Origin of the sequence: Pseudomonas sp. RIT623, from assembly GCF_004519305.1 — a bacterium.
GTDB lineage: Bacteria > Pseudomonadota > Gammaproteobacteria > Pseudomonadales > Pseudomonadaceae > Aquipseudomonas.
This window is the reverse complement of the sequence record NZ_SOZA01000004.1, coordinates 173,721-195,848: the sequence shown is the minus strand read 5'-3', so window position 1 is coordinate 195,848 and position 22,128 is coordinate 173,721. Positions and strand designations below refer to the sequence as shown.

24 protein-coding genes and 2 tRNA genes are annotated in these 22,128 nt (G+C 63.4%); 9 read left to right on the top strand and 17 right to left on the bottom strand.

Features of this window, described 5'->3' with window-relative positions; all coding sequences use genetic code 11:
• Nucleotides 1-270: 270 nt before the first annotated feature.
• The 6 genes from E3U47_RS05165 to E3U47_RS05140 all read right to left on the bottom strand — a co-directional run bounded on the left by E3U47_RS05165 (nucleotide 271) and on the right by E3U47_RS05140 (nucleotide 3,400).
• The gene (locus tag E3U47_RS05165) at nucleotides 271-1,590 is read right to left on the bottom strand and encodes an integrase arm-type DNA-binding domain-containing protein (RefSeq protein WP_134689930.1); all 1,320 of its coding nucleotides are present in this window, start codon (nucleotides 1,588-1,590) and stop codon (nucleotides 271-273) included.
• 162 nt (nucleotides 1,591-1,752) lie between these two features.
• Nucleotides 1,753-1,828 (bottom strand) — tRNA-Thr (locus E3U47_RS05160).
• A 98-nt stretch (nucleotides 1,829-1,926) separates the two neighbouring features.
• Nucleotides 1,927-2,178 carry a hypothetical protein gene (locus tag E3U47_RS05155; protein WP_372239478.1) on the bottom strand — a complete coding sequence of 84 codons (252 nt, stop codon included), beginning with the start codon at nucleotides 2,176-2,178 and terminating at the stop codon, nucleotides 1,927-1,929.
• 22 nt (nucleotides 2,179-2,200) lie between these two features.
• Nucleotides 2,201-2,587 carry a hypothetical protein gene (locus E3U47_RS05150; RefSeq protein WP_134689929.1) on the bottom strand — a complete coding sequence of 129 codons (387 nt, stop codon included), beginning with the start codon at nucleotides 2,585-2,587 and terminating at the stop codon, nucleotides 2,201-2,203.
• Nucleotides 2,588-2,605: 18 nt separating this feature from the next.
• Nucleotides 2,606-2,812, bottom strand: a complete 207-nt coding sequence (locus tag E3U47_RS05145) for a helix-turn-helix transcriptional regulator (protein WP_023629980.1) — start codon at nucleotides 2,810-2,812, stop codon at nucleotides 2,606-2,608.
• A gap of 9 nt (nucleotides 2,813-2,821) precedes the next feature.
• Nucleotides 2,822-3,400 (bottom strand): hypothetical protein, encoded by a 579-nt coding sequence (locus tag E3U47_RS05140; RefSeq protein ID WP_134689928.1) that lies wholly within the window; start codon nucleotides 3,398-3,400, stop codon nucleotides 2,822-2,824.
• Between the two features lie 523 nt (nucleotides 3,401-3,923).
• Between E3U47_RS05140 and E3U47_RS05135 the strand changes: the two genes are divergently transcribed.
• On the top strand, nucleotides 3,924-4,283 hold the full coding sequence (locus E3U47_RS05135; protein WP_134689927.1) for an SMR family transporter: 360 nt from the start codon (nucleotides 3,924-3,926) through the stop codon (nucleotides 4,281-4,283).
• Nucleotides 4,277-4,594 carry a multidrug/spermidine efflux SMR transporter subunit MdtI gene (mdtI, locus tag E3U47_RS05130; protein WP_134689926.1) on the top strand — a complete coding sequence of 106 codons (318 nt, stop codon included), beginning with the start codon at nucleotides 4,277-4,279 and terminating at the stop codon, nucleotides 4,592-4,594. Before E3U47_RS05135 ends, mdtI begins: the two co-directional genes overlap by 7 nt.
• Nucleotides 4,595-4,822: 228 nt before the next feature.
• Here the strand turns inward: mdtI and E3U47_RS05125 are convergent, their stop codons facing one another.
• From E3U47_RS05125 to E3U47_RS05105, 5 genes are all read right to left on the bottom strand, one after another.
• Nucleotides 4,823-6,043, bottom strand: coding sequence for a methyltransferase (locus tag E3U47_RS05125; RefSeq protein WP_134689925.1), 1,221 nt, complete (start codon nucleotides 6,041-6,043; stop codon nucleotides 4,823-4,825).
• Nucleotides 6,044-6,186: 143 nt separating this feature from the next.
• Nucleotides 6,187-6,876 (bottom strand): ABC transporter permease, encoded by a 690-nt coding sequence (locus E3U47_RS05120; RefSeq protein ID WP_134689924.1) that lies wholly within the window; start codon nucleotides 6,874-6,876, stop codon nucleotides 6,187-6,189.
• Complete coding sequence (locus tag E3U47_RS05115) at nucleotides 6,877-7,569, bottom strand: ABC transporter permease (RefSeq protein ID WP_134689923.1); 693 nt, start codon at nucleotides 7,567-7,569, stop codon at nucleotides 6,877-6,879.
• A gap of 57 nt (nucleotides 7,570-7,626) precedes the next feature.
• Nucleotides 7,627-8,388: an ABC transporter substrate-binding protein gene (locus E3U47_RS05110; RefSeq protein ID WP_110734354.1), complete on the bottom strand. Its 762-nt coding sequence runs from the start codon at nucleotides 8,386-8,388 to the stop codon at nucleotides 7,627-7,629.
• Between the two features lie 13 nt (nucleotides 8,389-8,401).
• Nucleotides 8,402-9,175, bottom strand: coding sequence for an ABC transporter ATP-binding protein (locus E3U47_RS05105; protein ID WP_134689922.1), 774 nt, complete (start codon nucleotides 9,173-9,175; stop codon nucleotides 8,402-8,404).
• 604 nt (nucleotides 9,176-9,779) lie between these two features.
• On the opposite strand from E3U47_RS05105, the gene gabP reads away from it, so the two are divergent.
• Nucleotides 9,780-11,165 (top strand): GABA permease, encoded by a 1,386-nt coding sequence (gabP, locus tag E3U47_RS05100; protein WP_134689921.1) that lies wholly within the window; start codon nucleotides 9,780-9,782, stop codon nucleotides 11,163-11,165.
• A 141-nt stretch (nucleotides 11,166-11,306) separates the two neighbouring features.
• On the opposite strand, the gene E3U47_RS05095 is transcribed toward gabP, so the two are convergent.
• The 6 genes from E3U47_RS05095 to E3U47_RS05070 form a co-directional block, all read right to left on the bottom strand.
• Nucleotides 11,307-11,750, bottom strand: a complete 444-nt coding sequence (locus E3U47_RS05095) for a hypothetical protein (protein ID WP_134689920.1) — start codon at nucleotides 11,748-11,750, stop codon at nucleotides 11,307-11,309.
• Nucleotides 11,751-11,860: 110 nt separating this feature from the next.
• Nucleotides 11,861-12,871: a polyphosphate kinase 2 gene (gene ppk2, locus E3U47_RS05090; protein WP_134689919.1), complete on the bottom strand. Its 1,011-nt coding sequence runs from the start codon at nucleotides 12,869-12,871 to the stop codon at nucleotides 11,861-11,863.
• Nucleotides 12,872-13,057: 186 nt separating this feature from the next.
• Nucleotides 13,058-13,133: transfer RNA gene (locus tag E3U47_RS05085), tRNA-Phe, on the bottom strand.
• A 91-nt stretch (nucleotides 13,134-13,224) separates the two neighbouring features.
• Nucleotides 13,225-13,497, bottom strand: coding sequence for an oxidative damage protection protein (locus tag E3U47_RS05080; protein ID WP_011536185.1), 273 nt, complete (start codon nucleotides 13,495-13,497; stop codon nucleotides 13,225-13,227).
• Entirely contained in the window at nucleotides 13,494-14,561 is a 1,068-nt protein-coding gene (mutY, locus tag E3U47_RS05075; protein WP_134689918.1) for an A/G-specific adenine glycosylase, read from the bottom strand. Before mutY ends, E3U47_RS05080 begins: the two co-directional genes overlap by 4 nt.
• Nucleotides 14,558-16,807, bottom strand: a complete 2,250-nt coding sequence (locus E3U47_RS05070) for an AsmA family protein (RefSeq protein WP_134689917.1) — start codon at nucleotides 16,805-16,807, stop codon at nucleotides 14,558-14,560. Before E3U47_RS05070 ends, mutY begins: the two co-directional genes overlap by 4 nt.
• 359 nt (nucleotides 16,808-17,166) lie before the next feature.
• Here E3U47_RS05070 and E3U47_RS05065 point away from each other — a divergent pair, with 359 nt between their 5' ends.
• The 6 genes from E3U47_RS05065 to hisF all read left to right on the top strand — a co-directional run bounded on the left by E3U47_RS05065 (nucleotide 17,167) and on the right by hisF (nucleotide 22,077).
• Nucleotides 17,167-18,825, top strand: coding sequence for an OFA family MFS transporter (locus E3U47_RS05065; RefSeq protein ID WP_134689916.1), 1,659 nt, complete (start codon nucleotides 17,167-17,169; stop codon nucleotides 18,823-18,825).
• 213 nt (nucleotides 18,826-19,038) lie between these two features.
• On the top strand, nucleotides 19,039-19,632 hold the full coding sequence (gene hisB / locus E3U47_RS05060) for an imidazoleglycerol-phosphate dehydratase HisB (RefSeq protein ID WP_084941144.1): 594 nt from the start codon (nucleotides 19,039-19,041) through the stop codon (nucleotides 19,630-19,632).
• On the top strand, nucleotides 19,633-20,271 hold the full coding sequence (hisH, locus tag E3U47_RS05055; RefSeq protein WP_134689915.1) for an imidazole glycerol phosphate synthase subunit HisH: 639 nt from the start codon (nucleotides 19,633-19,635) through the stop codon (nucleotides 20,269-20,271).
• Nucleotides 20,272-20,532 carry a DUF2164 domain-containing protein gene (locus E3U47_RS05050; RefSeq protein ID WP_134689914.1) on the top strand — a complete coding sequence of 87 codons (261 nt, stop codon included), beginning with the start codon at nucleotides 20,272-20,274 and terminating at the stop codon, nucleotides 20,530-20,532.
• 27 nt (nucleotides 20,533-20,559) lie between these two features.
• Nucleotides 20,560-21,297 carry a 1-(5-phosphoribosyl)-5-[(5-phosphoribosylamino)methylideneamino]imidazole-4-carboxamide isomerase gene (gene hisA, locus E3U47_RS05045; protein ID WP_134689913.1) on the top strand — a complete coding sequence of 246 codons (738 nt, stop codon included), beginning with the start codon at nucleotides 20,560-20,562 and terminating at the stop codon, nucleotides 21,295-21,297.
• Nucleotides 21,298-21,306: 9 nt separating this feature from the next.
• Entirely contained in the window at nucleotides 21,307-22,077 is a 771-nt protein-coding gene (gene hisF, locus E3U47_RS05040) for an imidazole glycerol phosphate synthase subunit HisF (RefSeq protein ID WP_008091498.1), read from the top strand.
• Nucleotides 22,078-22,128 lie beyond the last annotated feature (51 nt).

Genomic DNA, 22,128 nt, shown 5'->3' with positions numbered 1-22,128 from the left:
ATCGACAGCTCTTGCGACTCCCGGTCTACGCTTGTGGGCAATATTCGTCAAGCAGCGCGATATCAGGGATTTAGCGCCTGTGGATAAAACTATCCCCCGGTGGACATCAGTGGTTTTCCACAGACGTACGCTGTGCCAGCGGTTTTTTTCTTAGGTATGGTCCTTTCAAACGGGGCGGCTTTGCAGCCCCGTTTGAAAGGACCCGCGCGGAGGAGCTTCATGCGGTGCTGTGGGTAACTTCACAGCGAGTTGAGGTGGTGGTGCGGCGGGTTACTCGGTCCTCTTGGCACTGCGAAGGCGCGTGACGTTTTCGCCCGCCTGATTGGCAAACTCATGCGGCGTCACATGGTCCTCGCGGTTCGCCTCCAGAAACCGGCTCCACCAGGTCATGATCATCCGGCGCTCTTCGAGGAACTCAGCCTTGTGGGTATAGGCGGCGCGCACGTTGTTGCGTTCCTTGTGGCTCATCTGCCGCTCGATAGCCGTCTCCGACCACAGCCCGGACTCGACCAGCGCACTGCACGCCATAGCTCGGAATCCGTGGCCGCAGATATCTACCTTGGTGTCGTAGCCCATCGTCCTGAGCGCAGCATTCACCGTGTTTTCGGACATCGGTTTCCATGGCTTGGCATCCCCAGCGAAGACCAGGTCGAATTTGCCGGTGATCGTGTGGATTTGCTCAAGCAAGGCCGCCGCTTGCGGCGATAAGGGTACAACGTGAATGTCCCCGGCCATCTTCGTACCCCTTGTAGAAAAGGGCACACCATCTAGCGCCGGGCGGGTATCGGGGATTTCCCAGATGCCGCGCTTGAGGTCAAACTCGTTCCAACGGGCGAAGCGCAGTTCGCTGGAGCGTACGAACACGTGCAGCGATAGCATCACCGTGAGGCGCGTGAGCGGGCGACCTTTGTAGCCGTCGATACGCGCCTGTAGCTCAGGCAACCGCGATAAGGGTAGTGCGGGTCGATGTGTAACCCGTGGCGTTTTGATCGAGCCATCGAGATCGTGAGCTGGGTTCGCCGTGATCAGTCGCAGCCGTTTGGCTTCGCGCATGATGCTTTGCAGGTAGTTCTTGATCCTGAGCGCCACGTCGATGGTGCCGCGCTTCGTCACGGCTTCCAGTGGCTGCATGAGGTCGTGGGTGTCGAGTTCAACGATTGCCCTGGCACCGAGCAAAGGGAATACGTGAGTCTTCAACCGGCTGAGCACAGTCTTGGCATGGCCCGGCGCCCACTTCGGCACCATCCCGGCATACCAATCGAGCGCAACGCTTTCGAAGGTGCGGCCATTGATCACGGCTTGCACCTTGGCCTGCTGCTTGGACTGTATAGGGTCAATGCCGTTGGCGAGCTGCTGTTTGAGCTCGAAGCGCTTGTGGCGAGCGTCAGCCAGCCCGATCACTGGATAGTTGCCAAGTGAGGTCAGGCCCTCGCGGCCATCGGGCTTCACATACCTGAGCCGCCAGCCTTTACGACCATTGGGCTTCACGAGCAGGTAAAGGCCATCTCCGTCAAAAAGCTTGTACTCACGTTCGCGAGCCTTTGCAGTGCGGCAGGCGTTGTCGGTAAGGGGGGCCGTTGTGCGAGCCATAAGGGTACTTTCCAATGTCGAATTGGTAGGTATCCTTAAAACTACCCTTATTAGCGCTGGCTACCCTCGGAATCCGACGGAACGCCAAAACGAAAAAACCCGCCAGAAGGCGGGTTTTTCGGGGGTTCCAGAGATTTTGAAAGCTTTCTCTGGAACCTTGAATGGTGCCGGCACCAGGAATCGAACCCGGGACCTACTGATTACAAGTCAGTTGCTCTACCATCTGAGCTATACCGGCACAGGGGCGTCATTATAGCGATGGATTCGCGGCTGTAAACCACTTCCTCGCATCCATCGCACAATCCCCTAAGTCACCGCGCAGAAAGGAGAATTTTCCTACCAGCCGCGGTGCATGGAGTTGACGCCTGGCTCCATTTTGCCGGGGTTGAAAATCAGCTTGCTGTTGTCGCAGCCGCGCTTGCGGCAGCTGCCGTCGGCCTTGTGCAGCGGCAGGCCGCGGTCGCCGCCCAGTTGCATGCCGGGCATGTTCCAGTCCAGTGGCGCTGGCTTGCTGGCCGGGAAGTCGTTGGCGCAGCCGGTCATGGCCAGGAGGGCGGTCAGCAGGGCGAGGGATTTCACGTGTTTCACGATGTTCGAGTCCGTTCCGGGTTCAGTCTTTGATCAAAATGCGCTGGATGGTGCCGCCGCAGGCCATGTAGCAGGAGTCGTAATCAGACCCGCAACTGTAGCTGCTGCCCGTGTTGAACGGGTAGCTCGGGTAGTGGCAACTGTGACGCGCTTCTTTTTTGCTCTTGCCTTTCTGGCAGTACTCGTAGGTGCGCATCTCGGCCTGGTACAGCGCGCGTTCGCTGTTTTCCTGCAAGCGGGCCATCTGCTTGCAATGGTTGCGCTCCATCGAGCAGCTGTTGATGCAGTTCATGCCATGCGCGCTGGGCGGTGGCGAGTATCTATAGGTGTAGCTCGGGCCGCAGCCGGTGAGGGCCAGGGCCAGGCAGGCCAGTACCAGGGCGGCCAGGCCATTGTGCAAAAGTGCCATGGGTGTTGCAGTCCTTGATCATTCGTCGCTGAACTCCAGCAGATCGCCAGGCTGGCAGTTCAGGGCGCGACACAGCTTCTCCAGGGTCTCGATCTTGAAACCCTTGATCTTGCCGTTCTTCAGCAGCGACAGGTTTGCTTCCGTGATGCCGATGATTTCCGCCAGGTCCTTGGAACGCATCTTGTTCCGGGCCATGACGACGTCGAGGCGGATGATTATCGGCATAGGAGGCGGTTAGACATAACAGTTGTGTTCATCGCTGATGGTCTTGGCGTCACGCATGAGCAGCGAGAAGGCACACAGCAGGATGCCTTTCATGATCTCGTAGACAGCCTGCGATGATACACCGATCGAGACGTTGAAGCTTCTCTCGCCGGCCGGCAGGTCGATGGCCAGCGCCAGGCCTTGCAGGGTGTAGGTCACCGGCCACAGCAATGGCGTGCCAATGCACAGCAGGCCGACCCACCACAGCATCTTGATGTTGGCCGAGGTCCAGGTCTGGCCGCGGGACAGGCGGTGGAAGAACAGGCCGGTCAAGCCCAGGGCGGTGACCGAGATGAATGTGGGGATCATCTCGACTGCCAGCACCAGGCTGATCGCCAGGGTCGATGCCTGATAGCCGGGCTCCAGCAGCAAGGGCATGTGCTCGCCGTGGATTTGCAGATAGGCCGCCTGCATGTCCGGGTAATCGAAAATGCACAGCAGTGGTGTGGCGAGCAGTTCGAGTGCGGCGGTGGTCCAGGCCATATAAGCGGCGAATACGCCGATGGCCCGTAGGCGCGAACGCGCATAGGCCACGGATCTACTGTTCATGGGGTGCCTCCGTACAGTGATGAACGGTGCGGATTATTCTTGATAAATTATCGTAAAACAATAATTAATTCTTGATCTGTGACAATGGCGACGCTTTGTCGCAGGGCGGGGCCGTGGCGCTGGGCGCCGAGGGCATGGCGGTGTCGCGCGAGCATGGCAGCAGGCCTGCTCCCTGCTGGCGCAACCTACGGCTGCGCAAGCGCGGGCTGCCGACGAAGCCGGGCGGGGAATATAATTTACGAAGCTTTCAGCAAGCTTTAAGGGGGATTTTCTGAAAGACGCAATGTAGGCGCGGGAAATTATTAGTCTCTAGCTATCGTTTTGACTTAATCGATCATCTGAGCTAATCTTGTGTTCATTATGTTGAACAGTAAAGCTTTCAAGCTCCTCGCTTCTTCCCGCCTGGTTTCTCGTGAACGTCACTGGACCGGCGACCTCTAGCGCCACCCTCCCTCTGCAGCCGTAAACATTTCTTTCTGCCGGTGCCTGTGCGCCCGGTCGCTGTCGCCCATGGGAGGGCATCATGCGTTCCTGGATCTATCTGAGCGTCGCCATCACCGCCGAGGTGATCGGCACGGCGTCGATGAAATTCGCCGCCACGCATTTCCCCGTGATGGGTTATGTCGTCATGTACGGCATGATCTGCCTGTCGTATTTCTTCCTCGCCCTGGCGGTCAAGCGTGTGCCGGTGGGTGTGGCCTACGCGTTGTGGGAGGGTATCGGCATTGTCCTGATTACCCTGGTCAGCGTGCTGTGGCTGGGCGAAAGCCTGGGCTGGACCAAGGCCCTGGGGCTGGCGGTGATGATCGCCGGCATCCTGTTGGTAAAAGCCGGTACCCGCAGCAAACCGACCACGGCTGAAGGGGAGGCACTGCCATGCTGATGCCATTCGCCTGGCTGGCCCTGGCCATCGTGCTGGAAGTGCTGGCCAACCTGCTGCTCAAGTACTCCGACGGTTTTCGCCGCAAAGGGCTGGGCGTGGCCTCGATCATCGCCGTGCTGGCGGCCTTTACCGCCCTGGCCCAGGCTGTGCAGGACATCGAGCTGTCGCTGGCCTACGCCATCTGGGGTGGCTTCGGCATTCTCGCCACCGTGGCCATGGGTTGGGCGTTGTTCGGCCAGCGTTTGGCCGGGCGTGGCTGGCTCGGTTTGGTGTTGTTGCTGGTGGGCATGAGCCTCTTGAAACTGGCGTGAATACAGCTCTGGCGAAAACGCTTATGCACAAGAGGCATTTGCCGGTTGCGCGAAAGGCATGCCGACTGGCGTGACCACCGGTCTTTGCGCAAAGGCCTGTTTTTGTTGGTTTTCAGCATTTCAACGGAATAAGCAAAGCGCCGCAAATAGCCCCGGGATCCAAGATTCCGTGATTTTCATCACAAGCTTGTTCACAGACTTATCCACAGGTTTTCAAGCATTGTGCGGCTATCCGTCGCGTTCGCCGAGCACCAGCAGGTTGCGTGGGGTCAGGGGGTAGTCGCAGAACAACCCGACATTGACTGCGTAGCCTTGTTCTTCAAGGTACAAGGCACGGTCGAGCACCAGCCATATCTCCAGCGGCCGGCGGAACAAGTTGCGCACCAGCTCCAGGTTGCGCACCACGGCCAGGCGCTGCCAGCCGGCGGCTTCCAGGGCTGCCCAGTCGGGCTCGCCGAGCAGCGGCACCTGGCGCAGCTCGGCGAGGTCGCGACAGTACTGCTCGAACGGTTTCTCCAACCAACTGATGGCCAGCGAGGGGGCCGACAGGTAATCGTCGGTCCCGCGTTGCGCGCGCTGCAACAGGTCGAAGCCCAGGCGCCGCGCCATGGAGGCGTCGCGCTGGCGACGGACTCGGGCGCTGGAGGTGACGGCTTCGCTGAGTGGCAGGCCCAGGTCGGCCGCCGACAGATGCAACGACGATTGCTGAGCGGCTGTGGACAGCGGCTGGTAGCTGTTGCCCTGGATGCGGTTGTAGCAGCACGGGGCGATCGCCACTTGCCGGCAGCCTTGCTGGCTGGCCAGTTGCAGCAGGCGTACATGCAAATCGCCACAGGCGTGCAGGGCCACCGCGCTCTTGTCCTGGTCCAGGTGCCGCGCGCTGTCGGCTGCCAGCACGTCCTGGCGCAGATGGCGAGCGGGCAGGTGGTGGTGATCACTCAGGGCCTGGCCAGCGGCGACCAGTTCGCCGTCATACTCCAGGCAGGTCAGGTGCTGGCCGGGTTGCAGCAGGCGGCGGCCCAGGTGGCCCTTGCCCGAGCACCAATCGAGCCAGTGGCGCGGGGGCTGGCTGAAGGCCAGGCGCCGAGTGAAGGCTTCGATCTGCTGCCATTTGCGGCCAGGGACGTTGACGTCCAGGCGGTGGCCGGCCGGGTGCAGGCCGGCATCGGGCAGTTCGCCGACGGCGGACAACTGCAAGGCCTGGGCGGCCAGCTGCGGGAAGGGTGCCGGGGCAGGCAATTGCTCGAGGTGTTGTTGGGCGTCTTCGGCCTGCTCCAGGGTGCGGTTGCGCAGCCAGGTGGCGAGCTCGGGGTGCTGGGCTTCCCAGTCCAGGCGCAACTGGGTGAAGGGGCGTGGGCGCCACAGCTGCTGGTGCTGGGTCAGGAAGTGGTCGAGGGCCTGGAAGCGCTCGATGAGCTGCTGGCCTTGGAGATGGGAAGTGGTTTGCATGCGAGCACCGCGGCGCTATCGAGAGGGAGCGCGGTGCGCTCCATCGCGACACAAGGCCGCTCCTACAGGGCATTGCGTCCCGCCTGTAGGAGCGGCCTTGTGCCGCGATGGGGCGCGCAGCGGCCCCGGGTTCACTGTCTTACTTATCGCCCCTGGCAGGCATCCACGCGCAACCAGCGCTCCAGCAGCTTGAAGCCCTGGACCAGGCCGAACGAGATCACCAGGTAGAACACGCCCGCGGCGAAGAAGATCTCCACCGGCAGGTAGGTGCGCGCGATGATGGTCCGCGCCATGCCGGTCAGCTCCAGCAGCGTCACGGTACTGGCCAGGGCGCTGGCCTTGAGCATCAGGATCACTTCGTTGCTGTAGGCCGGCAGGCCGATGCGCGCGGCGCGCGGCAGCATGATGTAGAACAGCGTCTTGGCGCGCGACATGCCCAGTGCCCGGGCCGCCTCGATCTCACCCTTGGGGATCGCCTGCAGCGCGCCACGCAGGATCTCGGCGATGTAGGCGGCAGTGTGCAGGGTCATGGTCAGCACCGTGCACCAGAACGGGTCGCGCAGGTACGGCCATAGCGAGCTGTCGCGCACCAGGTCGAACTGCGCCAGGCCGTAGTACACCAGGAACAGCTGTACCAGCAGCGGCGTGCCACGGAAGAAGAAGATGTAGCCGTAGGGCAGGGCGCGCACGTACCAGTGGCGCGAGGAGCGGGCGATCCCCAGCGGGATGGCCAGGATCAGCCCGGCGATCACGGCGATGGCCACCAGCTCCAGGGTCAGGGTCGCGCCCTGGGCCAGGCGTGGCAGCCACTTGATGATGACTTCCCAGTTCATTTATTCAGCCCTCACGAAGCCGCGAGCGGCGCGCTTTTCCAGGAAGTGCATGCCGGTCATGGCAATCACCGTCAGGCCCAGGTAGATACAGGCGGCCACGGCGTAGAAGGTGAAGGGTTCCTTGGTCACGGTCACGCCGATCTGCGCGTGGCGCATGATTTCTTCAAGGCCGATCACCGACACCAGCGCGGTGTCCTTCATCAGGATCATGAACAGGTTGCCCAGGCCCGGCAGGGCCACGCGCCACATCTGCGGCAGGATGATCCGCGACAGGATGCGGCCCTTGGACAGGCCCAGGGCCAGCCCCGCCTCACGGTGGCCCTTGGGGATGGCCAGGATCGCGCCACGGAACACTTCCGTGGCGTAGGCGCCGAAGCACAGGCCCAGGGCGATGACGCCGGCGGCGAAGGCGCTGAGCTCCAGGCCCGGCATGTTCAGGGCTTCGCCCAGGCTGTTCATCAGCCCGACGGTGCCGAAGTAGATGAGCAGCACCCAAAGCAGTTCAGGTACGCCGCGCACCAGCGTGGAATAGAAGCCGCCAAGCCATTGCAGCGGCTTGACCGACGAGGTCTTGGCCAGGGCGCCGAGCAGGCCCAGGACCAGCCCCAGCAGCAAGGCGCAGAGCGCCAGTTTTACGGTCATCAGGGTGCCGGCCATCATGGCCGGGCCGAATCCGTGCAGGTCGATATTCATGGGTAAGTTTGTTCAAGGGACAGGCATCGCCAGGGCGACGATGCCTGTCGGGGCGAATCAATAGATGCTGAACGGGAAATACTTGTCGTTGATCTTCTTGTAGGTACCGTCGGCGACGATTTCCTTCAGCGCAGCATTGAGCTTGTTACGCAGCTCGTTGTCGCCCTTGCGTACCGCGATGCCGACCTTGTCGCTCTCGTTCACCGGGTCGCCCTTGAACTCGTAGTTCTTGCCGGCTTCGGATTTCAGCCAGTCGTAGTTGGCGTACTTGTCGGCGAGGATGGCGTCGACGCGGCCCGAGGTGAGGTCGAGGTAGGCATTTTCCTGGCCGTCATACAGGTTGACCTTGAACTCGCCGTCCATGCCGCCGTTATCGTCCAGCCAGGTAGCCGCCTGGGTGGCGCGCTGGGTGCCGATGGTCTTGCCCTTGAGCGAAGCGCGGTCGGTCTTGAAGTCGACGTTTTTCGGCGCGATGAACTGCTGCTTGTTCGAGTAGTAGGGGTCGGTGAAGTCAACGGCCTGCTTGCGCTCGTCGGTGATCGACAGCGAGGAGATGATGAAATCGGACTTCTTGGCGTTCAGCGCCGGGATGATGCCGTCCCAGTCGGAGACGGCCACTTCGCATTCGACCTTCATCTTGGCGCACAGGGCGTCGCCGATGTCCTTGTCGAAGCCGACCACCTGGCCGCTGGCATCTTTGTTGTTGAACGGCGGGTAGGCCGCCTCGATGCCCATTTTCAGCTTTTCGGCTGCCATGGCATTGGCCGAGAACACCAGGGTGGCGGCAGCGGCCAGGAGGAATTTCTTGTAGGTCTGCATTCGTGTTGCTCCGTTAGCGGTGGCTGGACATGAATTGCTTGCAACGCGCCGAGGTCGGGTTTTCGAAGACCTGTTGCGGCGATCCCTGCTCTTCGACCAGGCCCTGGTGCAGGAAGACCACTTCGCTGGACACCTGGCGGGCAAAGTTCATCTCGTGCGTCACCAGCAGCATGGTACGGCCTTCTTCGGCCAATGCGCGGATGACGTTAAGCACTTCCTGGACCATTTCCGGATCGAGTGCCGAGGTTGGCTCGTCGAACAGGATGACCTTGGGCTTCATGGCCAGGGTACGGGCGATGGCGGCGCGCTGTTGCTGGCCGCCGGAAAGCTGTGCGGGGTAGCTGTGGCGTTTGTCGAAGATGCCGACCTTGTTCAGCAGGGCCTCGGCATGCTCGATGGCCTCGGCCTTGTTCTGGCCGAGCACGCGGCGTGGCGCCTCGATGATGTTGTCGAGGATCGACATGTGCGGCCACAGGTTGAAGTTCTGGAAGACGAAGCCGATCTCGCTGCGCAGACGGTTGATCTGGCGGTTGTCGGCGGCGACCAGGTCGCCGTTTTTCTGCGCCTTGAGCTTGAGCGCCTCGCCGGCGACGAGGATCTCGCCCTGGTGCGGGTTCTCCAGCAGGTTGATGCAGCGCAGCAAGGTGGACTTGCCGGAGCCGGACGACCCCAGGATGGAAATCACGTCACCGTCGCGCGCGGTCAGCGAAATGCCCTTGAGAATTTCCTGCTCGCCATAGCGTTTGTGCAGGTTGCGGATTTCCAGCGCGGGCGTGGCCTGGGCCATGTGCGGTCCTCATGTATACGGGTGCGTTCCCAGCTGTTGGCGGCCTTCCTGGCGAGCGCCAAGCTAGCATAGCGGCGCAACGACGGCCAACGGGGTCGCGAGGGGCTCTGGTCGCTGGTGGGACAGTTTGTCGCATCGCTGCAGTGGACTGTCGCCAGGATATCCGCAAGGGCGTTTGCCCAGCACCGGAGCCTTGATGAAAAAAGGCGCGATGGTGCCAGTTTTGGCCCGCTCTGGGAAGCCGTTTTTGGCCGGGTGGTACTGCTTTGCCGGTTATCCTTGGGCTGGGTTGCGCCGGTGGGTTGCTCTTTTTCTGCTCATCATTTGTGCAAAGGTGTTACCGGGGAGCGCCTTTGGTGCGTTTGTAAGTGAGTATTTCAGTAATCTGCACTTGGCACGGCAATTTGATGGCCTTTCGGTCAAGCCTTGGCACTATGCCCTGCAAGCCGCGCCGTTATTGGCCGCTGAAGCATTTCAGACGAAAGCGATTCTCACCTGGCCCAGTTATTGCCATCTGGAAACCACTGAATGCAGCGTTGCCCACTTTCATCCCGGGCGTGCTGGCAGTCATTCGTGTAGTCCACCTCCTTACAAAGGTAGTTTTATGAGCGGTAACAATTCCAATGACCTCGCTCAGGGGCTCAAGCAACGGCATGTGACCATGCTGTCCATTGCCGGTGTGATCGGCGCCGGCCTGTTCGTCGGCTCCGGCCACGCCATCGCTGCTGCCGGCCCGGCCGTGCTGCTGGCCTACGCCGCCGCCGGAACCCTGGTGGTACTGGTGATGCGCATGCTCGGTGAAATGGCGGTCGCCTCGCCGGACACCGGCTCGTTCTCCACCTATGCCGACCGCGCCATCGGGCGCTGGGCCGGTTTCACCATCGGCTGGCTGTACTGGTGGTTCTGGGTCCTGGTGATCCCGCTCGAAGCCAACGCCGCCGCGGCCATTTTGCATGCCTGGTTCCCGTCGGTGGACCTGTGGGCATTCTCCCTGATCATTACCCTGGCGCTGACCATCACCAACCTGTTCAGCGTGAAGAACTACGGTGAGTTCGAGTTCTGGTTCGCCCTGCTCAAGGTGCTGGCGATCATCGGCTTCATCGTCGTCGGTTGCGCGGCCATGTTCGGCATGGTGCCGAGCAGCCAGGTCAGCGGCATCAGCCACCTGTTCGACACCCAGGGCTTCATGCCCAATGGTCTGGGCGCCGTGCTGGCGGCCATGCTGACCACCATGTTCTCGTTCATGGGCACCGAGATCGTCACCATCGCCGCCGCCGAATCGAAGGACCCAGGCAAGCAGATCAGCCGCGCCACCAACTCGGTGATCTGGCGGATCTGCCTGTTCTACCTGGTATCGATCTTCCTGGTGGTGGCCATGGTGCCGTGGAACGACCCGACCCTGGCGGAAAAAGGCTCCTACCAGACCGTGCTGAGCCTGATCGGCGTGCCGAACGCCAAGCTGATCGTCGACATCGTCGTGCTGATCGCCGTGACCAGTTGCCTGAACTCGGCGCTGTACACCTCCTCGCGCATGTTGTTCTCCCTGAGCAAGCGTGGCGACGCCCCGGCCATTGCCCAGCGCACCACCAAGGCCGGCACCCCGCACTGGGCGGTGCTGTTGTCCACCGCCGCGGCCTTCCTGTGCGTGTTCGCCAACTTCCTGGCCCCGGCCGAGGTATTCGAGTTCCTGCTGGCCAGCTCCGGCGCCATCGCCCTGCTGGTATACCTGGTGATCGCCGTGTCGCAGCTGCGCATGCGCGCCCAGCGTGAAGCCAAGGGCGAGAAGATCTCGTTCAAGATGTGGATGTTCCCGGGCCTGACCTGGGCGACCATCGCCTTCATCGTCGCCGTGCTGGTGGTGATGGCCCTGCGTGAGGATCACCGTGCCGAGATCATCGCCACGGCCATTCTCAGCATCGGCGTGGTAGCCGCCGGCTTGTTGGTGCACCGCAAGCGTGGCACTGCCGCGCGGGTGGCGCTGGATAGCTGATCTGCTGGTTGAATGAAAAGGCCGCGCCCTGTGAGGGGCGCGGCCTTTTTGTTTGCCTGGGCGGGCCCTGTTCGCCGGCAAGCCGGCTCCTACGAGGCGCGTGTGTAGGAGCCGGCTTGCTGGCAAACAGGGCCCGGAAGGTCAGCCGAACTGCTTCTGCTGTTGCTGCTGCTTGGCTACCACTTCCGAGGCGGTAACGTAGGCATCCTGGAACTCGTCGCTCTCCAGCCAGGCCATGGTCGCGTCCTCGTCGGCGCCGTCGAGCCATTTGCGGTAGGCGGTGAACACCATGACGATGTAGTCGGTGGCGTGTTCTTCCTTGTGGCCCTTGAGTACCAGTGCCAGCAATGGGTCGACCAGGAACACCGAGATCATTGGCACCAGGCCGTTTTCCTGGGCTTCCTTCATCTTGTCGAACAGGCTGTTGTAGCTGCCCGATTCCATGGCCTTGTTGAACACCTGCTCGACGCTGGCGCTGTCGCCGGCGCTGGTCTTGACCGCCTGGCCGCTGCGCACCATGCGGTTCTGCTTGGCCTTGGTGGCGGCGCGCTTGGCGCGTTTCTGTTGTTTGCTGTTGGTGGCCATGGGCGGCAGGTCCTTGGGGTAACGGGTAAAGGCGCGTATTGAAGCGTAGTTGCCAGGGAAACCCAAGGGGGATTCGAGATCGCCGGGGGCTGCGCAGCAGCCCCTGGGGCTTAACTGACCAGCACCGCCGGCTCGTCTTCCTCGAACCCTCGCGAAGCGCGCCCGACCAGCAACGCATCCGGCGCATGCGCCACGCTGTGGTCCTTGCCTGGATAATCCAGCGAATGCAGGAAGTAGCGGATGCAGTTGATCCGCGCGCGCTTCTTGTCATCCGATTTGATCACCGTCCACGGCGCATCGGCGGTGTCGGTGTGGAAGAACATCGCCTCCTTGGCCGCGGTGTAGTCCTCCCACTTGTCCAGCGACTTGATGTCGATGGGCGAGAGCTTCCAGTGCTTGAGTGGGTCGTCGCGCCGCGAGATGAAGCGGCGCAGCTGTTCCTCGCGGTTGACCGAGAACCAGAACTTGAACAGCAGGATGCCGCTGTTGCACAGCATGCGCTCGAGGTCCGGCGCCTGGCGCATGAATTCCAGGTATTGCAGCGGGGTGCAGAAGTCCATGACCTTCTCGACCCCGGCGCGGTTGTACCAGGAGCGGTCGAAGAACACCATTTCACCGGCGGTGGGCAGGTGCTGCACATAACGCTGGAAGTACCACTGGCCCTTTTCCTGCTCGGAAGGCTTCTCCAGGGCGACGATGCGCGCGCCGCGCGGGTTCAGGTGTTCCATGAAGCGCTTGATGGTGCCGCCCTTGCCCGCAGCATCGCGGCCCTCGAACAGCACGACGATGCGCTGGCCGGTCTCCTTCACCCAGTTCTGCACCTTGAGCAGCTCGATCTGCAGCTCGTGCTTGGCCTTCTCGTAGTCCTGGCGGCGCATGCGCGTGCGGTACGGGTAGTTGGCCGGCAGGCGCGCCGAGGTGCTGTCCTCGCTGCTGCCCTTGCGCGCGTTGGCCACTTCCAGGGCGGCGGGTTGCTGGCTTACCTGGGTGATGGTCTCTGGCGCGGCGGTGCTGGCGGCGGGCTTGCGCTGGCGTGGGCGGCGCGTGCGCGGAACGGGTTTGACGCTGCTGGCGCTGTCGCTTGGCGACGGCAGGGGGAGGGTGGCGGATTCTTCGCTCATGGAGGTCCTTGCGGGGTCGTTCGAATGTCCACCTGTCATCCTAGGAGCGCAGGGCGGGTGGCTTTTTGATATCGATCAACCGCGGGTGAAGGAGCGTGAGACAAAAATCGCAGGCAACAAAAAACCCGCACTAGGCGGGTTTCTTGTGTCGCTTCGGGTAACTTTGCAACCACCAGAAGCTGAAGGTGGTGCCCAGAGACGGAGTCGAACCGCCGACACGAGGATTTTCAATCCTCTGCTCTACCGACTGAGCTATCTGGGCGACGGGGTGAATTAAATAGATTTTCTCAGAGGCCGTCAACGACTTTTTTCAAAAAAATTTAAATTAATTCCGTCGCTTACGGTTTTTGAGGTCAATTCGAGGGTGGCACGTAGCCTTCGGCCTGTGCGTAATCCTCGCCGGCGAAGAACTTGTCCATCTCGGCCTGGATGAACTTGCGGTCCTCGGCGTTCATCATGTTCAGGCGCTTCTCGTTGATCAGCATGGTCTGGTGGTCCTGCCACTCCTTCCAGGCCTTCTGCGAGATGTGCTCGAAGATGTCCTGGCCCTTGGCGCCCGGGTAAGGCGGGCGGTCCAGGCCTGGGAGTTCTTCGTTGTACTTGCGGCACTTCACGGTGCGGGTCATGGCTTGTCTCCTGCAATCAGTTCGTCGGCCGCGCGTTGCAGCAGCTTCTTGACCGGGGCGGCGAGGCCCAGGCGCGGCGGGGTGGCGAGGTTATACCAGAGCCAGTCGGGCTCGGCCACGTGCGCGCCGACGGGGTCGACACGCACCAGCCAGGGTTCGATCGCCAGCTGGAAGTGGCTAAAGGTATGGGTCAGGCCTGCCAGGGCCTGGCGGTCGTTCAGGCGCAGCCCGTGCTGGTAGGCGAGGTCGTCGAGCTGTTCGAGGTTGTCCAGCTCCGGCAGGCTCCACAAGCCGCCCCACAGGCCGGTGGAGGGCCGGCGGTAAAGCAGGATCGCGCCTTCGTGGTTGGTCAGCAGCGGCATCAGGGTCTTGCGCTGGGGCAAGGCCTTGCGCGGCTTGGGCTCGGGGTAGCGGGTCTCTTCGCCGTGCAGGTGCGCCTCGCAGCCGCGCTGCAACGGGCAGATCAGGCAGCTGGGCTTGCTACGGGTGCACAGCGTCGCGCCCATGTCCATCATCGCCTGGGTGAAGTGGTTGACCCGGGTCATCGGGGTGAAGCGCTCGGCGCTGGCCCATAGCTGGTTGGCCACCTTAGGCTCGCCGGGGTAGCCGGCCTGGGCGGTGAAGCGGGCCAGCACGCGCTTGACGTTGCCGTCGAGGATCGGCGCGCGAATGCCCATGCTGATGCTGGCGATGGCGCCTGCGGTGGAGCGGCCGATGCCGGGCAGCTCGGTGAGCTGCTCGACGCTGCGCGGGAACTCGCCACCATGCTGCTCGACGACGATCTTCGCGGCCTTTTGCAGGTTACGCGCGCGGGTGTAGTAGCCCAGGCCCGTCCACAGGTGCAGCACCTCGTCCTCCGGCGCCTCGGCCAGCGCCTGCACGGTGGGCAGGGCTTGCATGAAGCGGTCGAAGTAGTTGAGCACGGTGCTGACCTGGGTCTGCTGCAACATGATTTCGGAGACCCACACCCGATACGGGGTGATGCCCTGTTGCCAGGGCAGGTCATGGCGGCCGTGCTGGTCGTACCAATCCAGCACGGCGCTGGAGAACTGCTGAGGGCTCATCGTTTGAACAGCCCCTTCAGCGCGTCCTTGAGTTCCGGGCTGACCTTGTCGCCGAGTTTTTCTTCAAGCTTCTGGTCGATCTTGTCTTTCAGGCGGTTGCCGGCCAGCTTGGCGGCGACCTTGCCCAGGCCGTCCTGGTCCAGGCGGCAGGCCTTGGCGCCGAGCTCCAGCGGGCCGCGGCAGCGCAGCGGCACTTCGACGCCGACATAGCGTTCGTTGACCTGGCAGGCCGGGTCGGGCATGGCGCGCTGGTCGCCTTCGACGACCACGCCGACGTTGTAGTCCATGCCCAGCACGCGCAGGTCGAGGTCGCCGTGGCCGTTGACGGTCAGGCCCGGAATACGCGCCTTGAGGTCCGGGTTGCTGGCCACGCCGTTGCGGATCACCAGGCTGCCGCGCAGCTCCTGGAACGGCGTGTCCTTGCCACGCGGCTCGCCGCTGAGCTGCTTGCGGTTGAGGGTGGCAATGGCCTGGCACAGTTGCTGTTCCAGGTTGGCATTGACCAGCACACCGTCGTTGATGGTGAAGCTGGCGTTGCCATTGAGGGTGTCGACCAGCGCCTTCTGGCTGTTACCGGTGGCAGTGAGGTCGCTGTTCAGGGTCAGCAGGCCCTTGACCGGCGGCGGCTGGTCCGGGCTCTCGCGCTTGATGAAGTGCTCAACCGGCACGCGGTTGATCTTGGTGTTGATGCCGAGCTGCGGCACGGCCGGACGCACGTCGACGCTGCCCTTGGCTTCGAAGGTGCCGTTGTACAGGCCGCCGCGCAAGGTCTGCAGGGTCAGCAGGCCGCCTTGGCCACTGGCGTTGAGCTGGGCATCGCTGATCGGCAGCTTGTTCAGGGTCAGCGCGCCGAAGGCCAGCTCGGCCTGCAGGTCGAGGGCGCGCAGGCGGTCGACTGGCAGCAGCTTGTCGGTGCTCCAGGCGACCTGGGTCGGGGCGTTGGGCAGCGGCGTGGAGCCGGCGCCGGCCACCGCCGTGGCCTCTTGTTGCTTGACCTCGGCCTGGCGCGCTGCGCTGGCGCCCTTGGCTTGTTCGCTCTTGGCCGGCAGGTAGCGGTCGGCGTCGAAGGTGTCGCCCTTCAGGCGCACGCGCAGGGCCTGCTTGGCGAAGTCTTCCACGGCCACGCGGCCGCTGAAGGTACTGTCGTCCAGCTTCACCGCCAGGTCTTCGAGGGCCAGGCTGTTCGGCGTGCCTTGCAGGCGCGTGACCAACTCCACCTTCTTGAACGCGGCTGGGTCGGCGGTGGCCGGCAGCGGGTGGCCGATGCCATCGAGGAAGGTGCGCAGGTCGAACTGGGCGATGGACAGGCCGCCGCTGACCTGCGGCGTCTTGTCGAGGTCGCGCAGGTTCAGCTCGCCAAGGGCGCGCAACTGGTTGGCCGAGACCTTCAGGCCGCTCCACGAGGCGACGTTGGCGGCCAGGTCCACCAGCACCTGGCCTTGGGCGGCGAAGGTCATGGTCTTGCCGGCCAGCGGCTCGCCCGAGGTTTCGCCAGACAGGCGCATGTCCTCGAGGTTGTAGCGCTTGAGCTTGCGATCGAAGCGCAGCTCGCCGGTCAGCTCGGTTCGTGCCTTGAGGTTTGGCTGGCTGGCGCTGAGGAAGGCGCTGGCCTTGAGCGGGATGTTGGCGCCTTCGTGGACCGGCCCGGTGCTCAGCTGGATGCTTTCGGCGCTGTAGCTCTGGCCGGCTTTCTCGTCGGTGTACTGCACCCGGGCGTTGTTCACGGTCAGGCTGTCGATGTCGAGCTTGACCGCGCGCTCGCTGGTAGCAGGCTTGGCCGCTTCGCTGGCTGGCGTTTCACCTGGCGTGGCGGCTGGCCCGCTGGCCACGGTCGGGTCGGGCAGCGGCTTGCCGATGTCCTCCCAGTTGCCATGGCCGTTGGCGTCGCGGGTGAGAGTCAGGTTCAGGCCTTCGACGCGCACGTCGCTCATTTGCACTTCGCGGCGCAGCAGGGGCAGCACGCGCACGGAAAGCCCGAGCATCTGCAGGTCGGCGAAGGGCACCTTGGGGTTGTTCAACGTGGCGATGCTCGCCTCGTGCAACTCCAGGCCCAGCCAGGGGAACAGGCTCCAGCCGATGTCGCCGTTGAGGGTCAGCTCGACGTGGGCCTTGTCACGGGCCAACTGGCGGATTTCGTCTTTGTAGTCGTTGGGATCGAAGAGGTGGCTCAGGGCGAAGCCCAGCGCCACGATGATCAGCAACAACCCGAGAAGCCCCAGCCCCAGGATTTTGCCGAACGCTTTCATGGGCGAGTCCTTGTAGTCCGAAAGTGAAATTCAGCGGCGAGTATAGCGCCGTGGCGCCTGGCTCTGCGCATTCGACGTTTCGACCGTGCGTGGGTGGACCGGTTCGCCGGCAAGCCGGCTCCTGCCGAAGCCCGTAGGAGCCGGCTTGTCGGCGAACCCGGTTGCAATACCGTTTCAGTTGTCGAAAAAAACACGATATCAGATTGCTTTCATGTCACCGCCTGCTGGTAATCTTGCGCCGCCCGTGGAGCCCCCGCGACCCATTGTCGCGGGCGATGCCGCAAACGGCCGGGCTGCCTTGCGTGCAGCCAATTACAGAGCCGTCCACGCGCATAGCCCACCTACAAAAGGAACAATCCATGAATAGCAGTATCACGGCGGGGGCAGTGGCGAGTGCGCCAGGCTTCCTGTCGAAGGAGCGCATCATCGCCCGCCCGGGCTTCAACCGCTGGCTGGTGCCGCCGGCGGCCCTGGCCATCCACCTGTGCATCGGCATGGCCTATGGTTTCTCGGTGTTCTGGTTGCCGCTGTCCCAGGCCCTGGGCGTCAGCGCGCCGGTAGCCTGCGCCGCCGACATGGGCTTCGTCGCCCGCCTGTTCAGCGCCGAGTGCGACTGGCCGATCTCCATGCTCAGCTGGATCTACACCCTGTTCTTCGTGTTCCTCGGCTGCTCGGCCGCGGTGCTCGGCGGCTGGCTGGAGCACGCCGGCCCGCGCAAGGCCGGGCTGGTTTCGGCGCTGTGCTGGTGCGGCGGCCTGCTGATCTCGGCGATCGGCGTGAAGACCCACCAGCTGTGGCTGATGTGGCTGGGCTCGGGGGTGATCGGGGGGATTGGCCTGGGCCTGGGCTACATCTCGCCGGTGTCGACCTTGATCAAGTGGTTCCCGGACAAGCGCGGCATGGCCACTGGCATGGCGATCATGGGCTTTGGTGGTGGCGCCATGGTGGGCGCTCCATTGGCCACCGCGCTCATGGGCCACTTCGGCAGCAGCACCGAGGTGGGGGTATGGCAGAGCTTCGTCGCCATGGCCGCGATCTACTTTGTGTTCATGACCGCCGGCGCCCTGGCCTACCGCGTGCCGCCGACCGGCTGGAAGCCTGAAGGCTGGACGCCGCCGGCAAAGAAGGCCAACGCCATGGTCACCGACCGCCACGTGCATGTCAGCGTGGCCTGGAAGACCCCGCAGTTCGCCTTGGTGTGGCTGGTGCTGTGCCTGAATGTCTCGGCCGGCATCGGCATCCTTGGCATGGCCTCGCCGCTGCTGCAGGAAGTGTTCGCCGGCAAGCTGCTGGGCAACGAGCTGACCTTCAGTGAGCTGAGTGCCGCGCAGTTGGCGCAAATTGCCGCCATCGCCGCTGGTTTCACCGGCCTGCTGAGCCTGTTCAACATCGGCGGGCGGTTCTTCTGGGCGTCGTGCTCGGACTACATCGGCCGCAAGAACACCTACTTCGTGTTCTTCGCCTTGGGCGTGGGGCTCTACGGCCTGATTCCGAACCTTGGGCACCTGGGCAACGTGGCGCTGTTCGTCGCGGCGTTCTGCATCATCCTGTCGATGTACGGCGGCGGCTTCTCGACGGTGCCGGCCTACCTGGCGGACCTGTTCGGCACGCAGATGGTCGGCGCGATCCATGGTCGCCTGCTGACCGCCTGGGCCGCTGCCGGCGTGCTCGGCCCGGTGCTGATCACCTACCTGCGCGAGGCGCAACTGGCGGCGGGCGTGGAGCGCGCCGCGGCCTACGACATGACCTTGTACATCCTCGCCGGCCTGCTGGTGCTGGGCTTTGTCTGCAACCTGCTGGTGCGGCCGGTGGCGGACAAGTACTTCATGACCGACGCCGAGCTGGCGGCCGAGCGGGCGCTGAGCCATGACAAGGGCGCCGACTCGGCGCGCGCGCTGGAGTGGCATGCGGCGCCGGGCAGCCTGCCGCTGGTGCTGCTGGCCTGGGCGGTGGTGGTGATTCCGCTGGCCTGGGGGGTGTGGGTTACCTTGCAGAAGACGGCTGTCCTGTTTCATTGATTGACAGCGCAGGTTCGCCGGCAAGCCGGCTCCTACGGGGTGATGCAATGCTCGTAGGAGCCGGCTTGCCGGCGAACTGCCGGTTGTATAGACCTGTAGCACTGTCCCACCCCCGTAATTGCTAGCCCTGCCATATGTCATCCGCGTTTCAAGCCGGCGCGTTCTGGGCCTATAATGGAGCCCTTTTCGCCTAATGATTTTGCGGAGCTGGTGATGGTCGAACGTAAGGCTTCCGTCGAGCGCAATACCCTGGAGACCCAGGTCAAGTGCTCGATCAACCTCGATGGCAGTGGCAAGGCCCGATTCGAAATCGGTGTGCCTTTCCTTGAACACATGCTGGACCAGATCGCCCGCCATGGGTTGATCGATCTGGATATCGAGTGCAAGGGCGACCTGCATATCGACGATCACCATACCGTCGAGGACGTCGGCATCACCCTGGGCATGGCGTTCGCCCAGGCCATCGGCGACAAGAAAGGCATCTTCCGCTACGGCCACGCCTACGTGCCGCTGGACGAAGCGCTGTCGCGGGTGGTCATCGACTTTTCCGGCCGCCCTGGCCTGCAGATGCACGTGCCCTACACCCGTGCCACCGTGGGCGGCTTCGATGTCGACTTGTTCCAGGAGTTCTTCCAGGGCTTCGTCAACCACGCCCTGGTGACCCTGCACATCGACAACCTGCGTGGCCACAACACCCACCACCAGATCGAAACCGTGTTCAAGGCGTTCGGCCGCGCGCTGCGCATGGCCATTACCCTCGACGAGCGCATGGCCGGGCAGATGCCGTCCACCAAAGGATGCCTGTAAATGCAGACGGTAGCCGTAATCGACTATGGCATGGGCAACCTGCACTCGGTGGCCAAGGCCCTGGAGCACGTGGGCGCCGGCAAGGTGCTGGTGACCAGTGACGCCGCGGTAATTCGCGAAGCCGACCGCGTGGTGTTCCCCGGCGTTGGCGCGATCCGCGACTGCATGGCCGAGATCCGCCGCCTGGGCTTCGACAGCCTGGTCCGCGAAGTCAGCCAGGACCGTCCGTTCCTCGGCATTTGCGTGGGCATGCAGGCGCTGCTCGAGCACAGCGAGGAAAACGACGGCGTCGACTGCATCGGCCTGTTCCCCGGCCAGGTGCGCTTCTTCGGCAAGGACCTGAAGGAAGACGGCGAGCACCTGAAAGTGCCGCACATGGGTTGGAACGAAGTCAGCCAGACCAACGACCACCCGTTGTGGCATGACATTCCGGACCGCGCGCGTTTTTATTTCGTGCACAGCTACTACATCAATGCCGGCAAGCCGAGCCAGGTGGTCGGTCGCGGCCACTATGGCGTCGATTTCGCCGCCGCGCTGGCCGAGGGCTCGCGCTTTGCCGTGCAGTTCCACCCGGAGAAGAGCCACACCCATGGCCTGCAGTTGCTGCAGAACTTCGTGGCTTGGGACGGACGCTGGTAAATGAGCAGAGCGAAGACCAAGGCCCCGAGCATCACCCTGGCCCCCGAGCAGGAGCGCGAGGCGCTCGACACCCTCAAGCGCTTTCTCGAAGACCGCTTCGAGCTGCAACTGGGGTCGTTCGAGGTGGCCGAGGTCCTCGAGCTGTTCAGCAAAGAGATTGCACCTCACTACTACAACAGGGCGATTAGCGATGTTCAGCTGCACCTCAAGGAGCGGTTCGAGAGCATCGAAAGCGACCTGTGGGCGCTCGCGAAGCCCTGAATTCCAACGATTAGACAGGTTCCTCACATGCTGATTATTCCCGCTATCGATCTCAAGGACGGTGCCTGCGTGCGTCTGCGCCAAGGCCGCATGGAAGACTCCACGGTATTCTCCGACGACCCGGTGAGCATGGCCGCCAAATGGGTCGAGGGTGGCTGCCGCCGCCTGCACCTGGTCGACCTCAACGGCGCCTTCGAAGGCCAGCCGGTCAATGGCGAGGTGGTCACCGCCATCGCCAAGCGTTATCCGAACCTGCCGATCCAGATCGGCGGCGGCATTCGCTCGCTGGAAACCATCGAGCACTACGTCAAGGCCGGCGTCAGCCACGTGATCATCGGCACCAAGGCGGTCAAGCAGCCTGAGTTCGTCGCCGAGGCGTGCAAGGCCTTCCCGGGCAAGATCATCGTCGGCCTGGACGCCAAGGACGGCTTCGTCGCCACCGACGGCTGGGCCGAAGTCAGCTCGGTGCAGGTCATTGACCTGGCCAAGCGCTTCGAGGCTGATGGCGTCTCCTCGATCGTCTACACCGACATCGCCAAGGACGGCATGATGCAAGGCTGCAACGTGCCCTTCACCAAGGCCCTGGCCGAAGCCACCCGCATCCCGGTGATCGCCTCGGGCGGCATCCACAACCTGGGCGACATCAAGGCCCTGCTGGACGCCAAGGCCCCGGGCATCATCGGCGCCATCACCGGCCGTGCCATCTACGAAGGCACCCTCGACGTCGCCGAGGCCCAGGCCTTCTGCGACAACTACCAAGGCTGAGGAGCGACCATGGCACTGGCCAAGCGCATCATCCCTTGCCTGGACGTGGACAACGGCCGGGTGGTCAAGGGCGTCAAGTTCGAGAACATCCGCGATGCCGGCGACCCGGTGGAAATCGCCCGGCGCTACAACGAGCAAGGTGCCGACGAGATCACCTTCCTCGACATCACCGCCAGCGTCGATGGCCGTGACACCACCCTGCATACCGTCGAGCGCATGGCCAGCCAGGTGTTCATCCCGCTGACCGTGGGCGGTGGCGTGCGCACCGTGCAGGACATCCGCAACCTGCTCAACGCCGGTGCCGACAAGGTGTCGATCAACACCGCCGCGGTGTTCAACCCGGAGTTCGTGGGCGAGGCGGCGGACCGTTTCGGTTCGCAGTGCATCGTGGTTGCCATCGATGCCAAGAAGGTGTCCGGCCCGGGCGAAACGCCGCGTTGGGAAATCTTCACCCACGGTGGGCGCAAGCCTACCGGGCTGGATGCGGTGGAGTGGGCGAAGAAGATGGAAGGCCTGGGGGCTGGCGAGATCCTGCTGACCAGCATGGACCAGGATGGCATGAAGAATGGCTTCGACCTGGGGGTTACCCGGGCCATCAGCGATGCGCTGGGGATCCCGGTGATCGCCTCGGGTGGCGTGGGTAACCTGCAGCACCTGGCCGATGGCATCCTGGAAGGGCATGCCAGCGCGGTGCTGGCGGCCAGTATCTTCCACTTTGGCGAGTACACGGTGCCTGAGGCCAAGGCCTACATGGCTTCGCGTGGGATCGTCGTGCGCTGACAGATCGCCGGGAGGGCTTCGCCCTCCTATCGCGACACAAGGCCGCTCCTA

What these genes read in the sequence shown, in the direction of transcription:
- E3U47_RS05165 (WP_134689930.1), bottom strand. Translation starts at nt 1,590, where the DNA reads ATGGCTCGCACAACGGCCCCCCTTACCGACAACGCCTGCCGCACTGCA.
- E3U47_RS05150 (WP_134689929.1), bottom strand. Translation starts at nt 2,587, where the DNA reads ATGGCACTTTTGCACAATGGCCTGGCCGCCCTGGTACTGGCCTGCCTG.
- E3U47_RS05145 (WP_023629980.1), bottom strand. Translation starts at nt 2,812, where the DNA reads ATGCCGATAATCATCCGCCTCGACGTCGTCATGGCCCGGAACAAGATG.
- E3U47_RS05140 (WP_134689928.1), bottom strand. Translation starts at nt 3,400, where the DNA reads ATGAACAGTAGATCCGTGGCCTATGCGCGTTCGCGCCTACGGGCCATC.
- E3U47_RS05135 (WP_134689927.1), top strand. Translation starts at nt 3,924, where the DNA reads ATGCGTTCCTGGATCTATCTGAGCGTCGCCATCACCGCCGAGGTGATC.
- mdtI (WP_134689926.1), top strand. Translation starts at nt 4,277, where the DNA reads ATGCTGATGCCATTCGCCTGGCTGGCCCTGGCCATCGTGCTGGAAGTG.
- E3U47_RS05125 (WP_134689925.1), bottom strand. Translation starts at nt 6,043, where the DNA reads ATGCAAACCACTTCCCATCTCCAAGGCCAGCAGCTCATCGAGCGCTTC.
- E3U47_RS05120 (WP_134689924.1), bottom strand. Translation starts at nt 6,876, where the DNA reads ATGAACTGGGAAGTCATCATCAAGTGGCTGCCACGCCTGGCCCAGGGC.
- E3U47_RS05115 (WP_134689923.1), bottom strand. Translation starts at nt 7,569, where the DNA reads ATGAATATCGACCTGCACGGATTCGGCCCGGCCATGATGGCCGGCACC.
- E3U47_RS05110 (WP_110734354.1), bottom strand. Translation starts at nt 8,388, where the DNA reads ATGCAGACCTACAAGAAATTCCTCCTGGCCGCTGCCGCCACCCTGGTG.
- E3U47_RS05105 (WP_134689922.1), bottom strand. Translation starts at nt 9,175, where the DNA reads ATGGCCCAGGCCACGCCCGCGCTGGAAATCCGCAACCTGCACAAACGC.
- gabP (WP_134689921.1), top strand. Translation starts at nt 9,780, where the DNA reads ATGAGCGGTAACAATTCCAATGACCTCGCTCAGGGGCTCAAGCAACGG.
- E3U47_RS05095 (WP_134689920.1), bottom strand. Translation starts at nt 11,750, where the DNA reads ATGGCCACCAACAGCAAACAACAGAAACGCGCCAAGCGCGCCGCCACC.
- ppk2 (WP_134689919.1), bottom strand. Translation starts at nt 12,871, where the DNA reads ATGAGCGAAGAATCCGCCACCCTCCCCCTGCCGTCGCCAAGCGACAGC.
- E3U47_RS05080 (WP_011536185.1), bottom strand. Translation starts at nt 13,497, where the DNA reads ATGACCCGCACCGTGAAGTGCCGCAAGTACAACGAAGAACTCCCAGGC.
- mutY (WP_134689918.1), bottom strand. Translation starts at nt 14,561, where the DNA reads ATGAGCCCTCAGCAGTTCTCCAGCGCCGTGCTGGATTGGTACGACCAG.
- E3U47_RS05070 (WP_134689917.1), bottom strand. Translation starts at nt 16,807, where the DNA reads ATGAAAGCGTTCGGCAAAATCCTGGGGCTGGGGCTTCTCGGGTTGTTG.
- E3U47_RS05065 (WP_134689916.1), top strand. Translation starts at nt 17,167, where the DNA reads ATGAATAGCAGTATCACGGCGGGGGCAGTGGCGAGTGCGCCAGGCTTC.
- hisB (WP_084941144.1), top strand. Translation starts at nt 19,039, where the DNA reads ATGGTCGAACGTAAGGCTTCCGTCGAGCGCAATACCCTGGAGACCCAG.
- hisH (WP_134689915.1), top strand. Translation starts at nt 19,633, where the DNA reads ATGCAGACGGTAGCCGTAATCGACTATGGCATGGGCAACCTGCACTCG.
- E3U47_RS05050 (WP_134689914.1), top strand. Translation starts at nt 20,272, where the DNA reads ATGAGCAGAGCGAAGACCAAGGCCCCGAGCATCACCCTGGCCCCCGAG.
- hisA (WP_134689913.1), top strand. Translation starts at nt 20,560, where the DNA reads ATGCTGATTATTCCCGCTATCGATCTCAAGGACGGTGCCTGCGTGCGT.
- hisF (WP_008091498.1), top strand. Translation starts at nt 21,307, where the DNA reads ATGGCACTGGCCAAGCGCATCATCCCTTGCCTGGACGTGGACAACGGC.